Annotated in this window: 3 protein-coding genes; all 3 read right to left on the reverse strand. The window is 32.6% G+C overall.

Features of this window, described 5'->3' with window-relative positions:
* Positions 1-400: 400 nt before the first annotated feature.
* Positions 401-4,552 (reverse strand): two-component regulator propeller domain-containing protein, encoded by a 4,152-nt coding sequence (locus RMO83_RS08930; RefSeq protein WP_310559333.1) that lies wholly within the window; start codon positions 4,550-4,552, stop codon positions 401-403.
* A 169-nt stretch (positions 4,553-4,721) separates the two neighbouring features.
* Entirely contained in the window at positions 4,722-5,696 is a 975-nt protein-coding gene (locus RMO83_RS08935; RefSeq protein ID WP_310559334.1) for an aldose epimerase family protein, read from the reverse strand.
* A gap of 16 nt (positions 5,697-5,712) precedes the next feature.
* Positions 5,713-6,666: a transketolase C-terminal domain-containing protein gene (locus RMO83_RS08940; protein ID WP_310559335.1), complete on the reverse strand. Its 954-nt coding sequence runs from the start codon at positions 6,664-6,666 to the stop codon at positions 5,713-5,715.
* Between the last annotated feature and the right edge of the window lie 28 nt (positions 6,667-6,694).

Raw genomic sequence — 6,694 nt, forward strand, 5'->3', positions numbered from 1 at the left:
TCTAGCAAATTTGTAGCAATACGCTCCTGAACTAAGGCATTTTTAGCAATGAAGTGTTTTGCTACTTAAAATCTATTTTCACATTATTTATTTTTGTTTTATTACGCTATAACTGCATTAAAGGAAATGCTAAAATTATAGGATTTTGATAATGTTAACCTTTAAACGACTTTACAATAGTTTGGGGTTGTAGTAAAATATCGCTGTATTTCATTTAGTTCGATTTTTGGACGGTGTGGTTAAATAACTTGTCGCTTTTAACTCTATTCAACTAATTTTTTGAGGCAAAGATTACGTAGATTAAAGCAAGAAAATCTGTAGAGGATAGATTAACGAAATATTAGATTCAGAGTATAGGCATACTATGCGGTGCTATTGAGTTTTATTTCTACTGATTTAATTAATCATCACTATCAAAATTAATGTGGGTGGGTAAATGGCCGTATCTGGTTTTGTAGCATTTAGTAAAATAAGAAGGAGAGGTAAAACCAACCTCATAACTAATTTCGTTGATATTATTATTACCCAATTCAATTAATTCTTTGGCCTTCTCTAAACGCACATTTCTAATAAACTCATTTACAGAAACTCCTGTAAGCGCTTTAACTTTTCTGTAAAGTTGGCTTCGACTAAGATACACTTTTGATGCCAATAATTCCACACTTAAATGAGATTCGCTGATGTTTTCATTAATAAAAGTCAGCGTTTTTTGAATAAATTCATTGTCGAGTGTAGTTGTTTTTGCTTTAGCGTTTTTTGTGATTCCATTATAGAACTTATTAAACATAATTTGTCGGCTGGTAATGAGCTGAGCCAAACTGGATTTTAAAATATCCATATCAAACGGCTTACTCAAATACAAATCTGCGCCGGAATCTATTCCTTCCAATTTATCTTTAATCATTGCTTTAGCTGATAACATCAATAAAGGGATATGACTGGTTTTTAAATCTTTTTTTATGTTTTTACACAGTTCTAATCCATTCATAATAGGCATAATCACATCCGTCAAAATTAAATCAGGTAGTTTTTGTAACGCTAATTCATATCCCTTTTGACCATTTTCGGCTACGAGAACTTTATAATATCTTTTTAATTCATTTTTTAAATAATTTCTCAATTCGGCATTATCTTCAACAATTAGAATCGTATGAATTATTTCATTTGTTGGTTCAACAGAATCTAAAACAGCTTCTGAAGGCTGAATTCTAGAAGCAAAATTTATTTTTTTCTCGCTTATAAATTCCTCCGGAGTAATTTCATTTTCAGTAAAAAATTCTTTTCCGAGAGGGAAAGAGATTGTAAATTTTGTACCAACTCCTAGTTCACTTTCAACCTCAATTTTTCCTCTATGCAATTCAACAAACCCTCTAACGACTTCCAGTCCAATTCCCGTACTGCCATAATACGCTTTGTTCAAATTGTTAACTTGATAAAAACGATCAAATATTTTTTTAATGTTTTTTTTGTCCAAACCCGCTCCTGTATCTTCTACTGATACTTGAAAACCAGCCAAATCCTGATCAATACTTATTACAGGGAAATTAATCATTTGCTGTTTTGCTTTGACCTTCACTTTTATCGTTCCATTATCGGCTGTAACTTTAAAAGCATTGGAAACAATATTAAAAACAATTTTTTCGAACATTTTAGGATCGAGCCAATCTAAGAATTCTTCCTCGTCAGACTTAAACAGTAAATTAATGCCACGGCTGGACGCTTCTTCATCAAAATAACTCACGATATCTTTTGTAAATCCAACAACTTCTACTTGTTGTGCTTGGAGCGATACTTTATTAAATTGAAGTTTATTAAAATCCATCAACTCGTTTATAAGTCTGGAAAGTCTATCGGAACTTTTATGAATAGTTTCGAGTTTGCTGAGTACTCCAGGGGGCAATCCCAAATTTTTATTTTTGATTAGATCCTCTAACGGATTTATTATTAAAGTCAAAGGCGTTCTAAATTCGTGGGAAATGTTTGTAAAGAATTGTAGTTTTTTGTTATTGAGTTTCTCTATTTGAACTGCTTTTTGTCTTTCAAATCGAATCGCTTGCTTTTCTATAAATCGGTTTTGAAAATATTTATTTATGAAATAAATGGATGCGGTAACCAATAAAAAATAGAATACATAAGCTAAAGTAGTTTTCCACCAAGGCGGCAAAATTTCAATTTGTAGTTCCAATGGTTTTTGATTCCAAATCCCATTTTTTTCGGCAGATTTAACTTTAAAAATATAATTTCCAGGCGCTAAACTGGTGTACGTCACAGATCTAGTATTGCCTACATAATTCCAATCATTCTCGACACCTTCTAAATAGTATGCATATTCATTTTTGGCCGGAAAAGCATAATTTACACCTATAAAATCTATAGTAAATACTGATTGATCGTGTTTAAGTGTGATTTTTTTTGTTTGTGAAATTACCTTCGTTAATGGCGAATCTTCTTCAAGAGGATTTACCGATTTATTAAAAAGCTTAAAGTCGGTTAAGTATAATGAAAGTTCTTTTTTACTTTTAACTATTTTGTTGGGGTTAAAGTAATTCAAGCCTTCGTAACTTCCAAAATACAATACGCCGTTTTCATCTTTCTGCACGGCATTGTTATTAAAATCATTGACTAACAAACCGTCATCCGTTGAATAATTGACCGTTTCTTTATTTTTTAAATCTAGTTTTGTAATTCCCGTCTTTCCGCTTAACCAAATCGAGCCATCATTGGATTCGATAATGGCGGCTATTGATTTTTCTACAGATCCTTTAAACTCGTTATGCCATTGCAACTGGGAGCTTTTTTGATTGTAACTAAATAAACCGGCGCCGTCAGTTCCAATCCAAATTTCTTTGTTTTTTGCTTCGTATAAAGAAGTAATGGTATGGGTGCTTTTGTGATCTTTCAGCTTTTTTGACATTTTATCTTTAAAAGATAGTACCGAAAAAGTAATAAGATCATTCGACTTTACTTTAAATAAGCCCGTTGTAGTTCCTACCCAAATAGCGTCATCAGAATCTACCATTACTTTTCTGATATCTGAATTTATTTCGCCATCTGTAACAAATGGTTTCGAATTGCAATAATGAAATTTGCCTTCCGCAGGATTGAAATAATGCAGTCCTTTCAAAAAAGTTCCTATCCAAATAATCCCTTTGGAATCTTCAGCAAAACTCATTATTCTATCAGAAACTAAACCGGGTGAATTATTTGTATTGAAATTAATAAATGTTTTAGAACCTTTTTTCAAAAAGTAAATCCCTTCGTTCCAGCTACCAAGCCAAATATTTTGTTTTTTGTCGATGAAGACAGTTTGAATATTATCATTGTTCAATCCCGAACGATACGAGTTATCGAGTTTATTGATGTGTTTAAAATCTTTTGTAATAGGATTATAAACATCAACACCACCGCCTTCCATACTGATCCAAAACTGACCATCAGTATCTTTGACAACACCAGTAACAGAATTAGTTTGAAGTGATTTTGGATTGCTGACTAAACTTTCGATCACATCTACCTTGCTATTCAATTTATCAAAAACACCAAGGCCTTTGTTGTAATATCCCAACCAAATGCGCTTCTCTTTATCTAAATACAATGCCCAAATAGAATTTGATTTAAGGCTTCGACTATCAAATTTACTGTTTACGTATTTTGTTTGAATAACTCCGCGATCGTTTACTAAAATCAAACCGTCGTTTTCAGTCGCGCAAAGAATGGTTTGATTATCAGTAGCAATTATTGACAAAATTCTTTTGCTTGTAATTGGATATGAAAATGCTTGCTTAGTTTTGGAATTAATAGTTAGTTTAATTAATCCTTTGTATCCGCTTCCAATCCATAAATTCTGTTGGTAATCAAAACACAATGATTCAATAGATCCTGAAAGTGATTTATTTCTTGTACCATCAACTACTTTTTTTACTTCGTTTTTTATGGGATCAAATGTTTTTAGTCCAAAACTTGTCCCCAGATAAATTCGTCCCTTCCGATCCTTGACAAGACTATTAATCAAATAATTTGTGCTGCCGGCAACATCTGATTTGATTATCGAAACTTGGCGTGACTTTATGTTCAACTTCAAGAAACCATAACTCAAAGTCCCTAAAAAAAGATCCCCATTAGTATCTTGAATAATACTTCTGACCGAAATTGCGGTTTTCTGTTCCTTTTTAATTTTTTTTTGAAGATCTATAGATTCAAACGTGTTCCGGTCACGATTGTAAAGACACAGTCCTTCGTCAGTACCAACCCAAACGCGATTGGATGTGTCCACATAAATAGCATATATCAAATTGCTACTTATTGTATTGGGAATTTTAGAGTCGTATTCATAAGCGATATAATTGACCCCGTCATATTTATATAGCCCTGATCCATTTGTTCCAATCCACATAAAACCAAAGCGATCTTGTGCAATACTGTAAATGGCTCTTTTTGAAACTCCCTCTTTGACAATACGAAACTGGTAGTTTTCAAATTTATTTTGAGAAAACAAACTATTTACAACAACAGAAAAAAGTAAAAGAATGGAGAAATATTTCTTGTGGAACATTGTAAAATTATTAATAATCAAAATTAAAATCCAAATATAAAATATTTTACGAAAACGTATTCGCAAACGGTTGAATTGTTTTTCGATATTTTACCAATTTAAATTCTAAAAACTATCCCTACAAAAAAGTAACTGATGAAAATTTGATTATTTTTTGTAAAACATATATTTAAAAAATTGAAAATTCAAAAACAATTTTATTGCTGTATATTTCATTAGGATACAAAATAGAATTTGGAAAATGATCGTTATTAGGTACGTCCGGAAAATTTTGAGGTTCAAAACAAATCGCTGGAAAAGCACCTTCTCCTAATTGATTTTTAAAATTTAATTCTGGAAATTGTTTTGGTGTATAAATCACCATTGCAGGTTCATTTGCATATACATTCATTGCAATTCCGTTTTTTGAGGAATTCAGTTTAGCTTTTAATTGCCCATTTCCCATAACAAATGTATCATCAAAACCCCTAAAATTTGGTTTGTTAATTTTTGATAATTTTGAATAATCAAATACCGTACTTTTTGAATTTAAAATACTTCCCGTTGGAATTAATTGTTCATCAACTTCTAAATGTTTAGAACTATTAATCCATAATTCGTGTTCCAAAATAGAGCCATCTCCATTCAAATTAAAATACGGATGACACGTTAAATTCACTGGAGTAGCTTCATCTGTAGTTGCTGAATAACTTACTATTAAGCAGTTATTCTCCGTAATTTCAAACAATGCTTCAACTTCCAGCTCACCAGGATAACCTTCCTCTAAATGTTGACTTGTATAGTTTAGAACAACTGCATTTGACGTTTGTGATTTCAAATTCCAAAACTTTTTGTCAAAACCTGTTCCTCCGTGCAAATGAATACCGTTGATGTTTTGTAATGGATACGTTTTTCCTTGGATTTTTAATTTTCCCATAGAAATTCGTCCTGCATAACGACCAATAGAACTCCCCAAAAACAAAGTAACATTTGTATAAGGAGGTGTTAAATAATCTTTAAGGTCGGCTAATCCTACTACCACATTGGTAAGAGAACCCTTTTTGTTGGGAACCTTTAAACTCATAATCGTCGCACCGAAATTTGAAACTTCAAGTTCCATTCCGTTGCTGTTTTTGAGTGTAAAAACAGCTAGTTTATTACTCATTTGAAAATTTTTATTCTTATTTTCTTTGTATTACTTTTTGAACCGCTTTTGCAATCGCTTCAGCATTCAATCCATATTTATCCATTAATTGAGCAGGAGTTCCGCTTTCGCCAAAGGTGTCTTTAGTAGCAATATATTCTTGCGGTGTTGGTGTATTTAAAGACAATAACCCTGCAATACTTTCACCTAAACCTCCCAAATAATTATGCTCTTCACAAGTAACAATACAACCTGTTTTTGCCACAGATTTTAAAATTGCTTCGTCATCCAAAGGTTTTATAGTGTGAATGTTAATGATTTCGGCATTAATGCCCAATTTTTCTAATTCCTCTCCAGCCAAAATCGCTTCCCAAACCAAATGCCCTGTTGCAACAATTGTTACATCGGTTCCTTCGTTGATCATTACTGCTTTTCCAACTTCAAACTTTTGATCCGCTGGAGTAAAAACCGGGATAACCGGTCTTCCAAAACGCAAATAAACTGGTCCTTCATAATCAGCAATGGCTATAGTAGCCGCTTTCGTCTGGTTGTAATCACAGGTATTGATTACGGTTATTCCAGGCAACATTTTCATTAATCCAATGTCTTCCAAAATTTGATGCGTTGCTCCATCTTCTCCCAAAGTCAAACCAGCGTGAGAAGCGCAAATTTTTACATTTTTATCAGAATAAGCAATAGATTGACGAATCTGATCGTACACTCTACCGGTAGAGAAATTAGCAAAAGTTCCTGTGAAAGGGATTTTTCCTCCAATAGTCATTCCCGCAGCAATACACATCATATTGGCTTCGGCAATTCCAACTTGGACAAAACGTTCTGGATTTTCCTCAATAAATTTTTCCATTTTAAGCGAACCGATAAGATCCGCACACAAAGCCACTACATTAGGATTGGTTCTTCCTAATTCGGCAAGACCAGCACCAAAACCGCTTCGAGTATCTTTTTCTTCTGTATAAGTGTATTTTTTCATAGTTAAATTTTGGAATTAATAATCTCCT

Source organism: Flavobacterium sp., assembly GCF_031423415.1.
Lineage (GTDB): Bacteria > Bacteroidota > Bacteroidia > Flavobacteriales > Flavobacteriaceae > Flavobacterium.

Bases quoted from the DNA above. Each gene is read 5' to 3' on its own strand.
- RMO83_RS08930 (WP_310559333.1), bottom strand. From the start codon at position 4,552: ATGTTCCACAAGAAATATTTCTCCATTCTTTTACTTTTTTCTGTTGTT.
- RMO83_RS08935 (WP_310559334.1), bottom strand. From the start codon at position 5,696: ATGAGTAATAAACTAGCTGTTTTTACACTCAAAAACAGCAACGGAATG.
- RMO83_RS08940 (WP_310559335.1), bottom strand. From the start codon at position 6,666: ATGAAAAAATACACTTATACAGAAGAAAAAGATACTCGAAGCGGTTTT.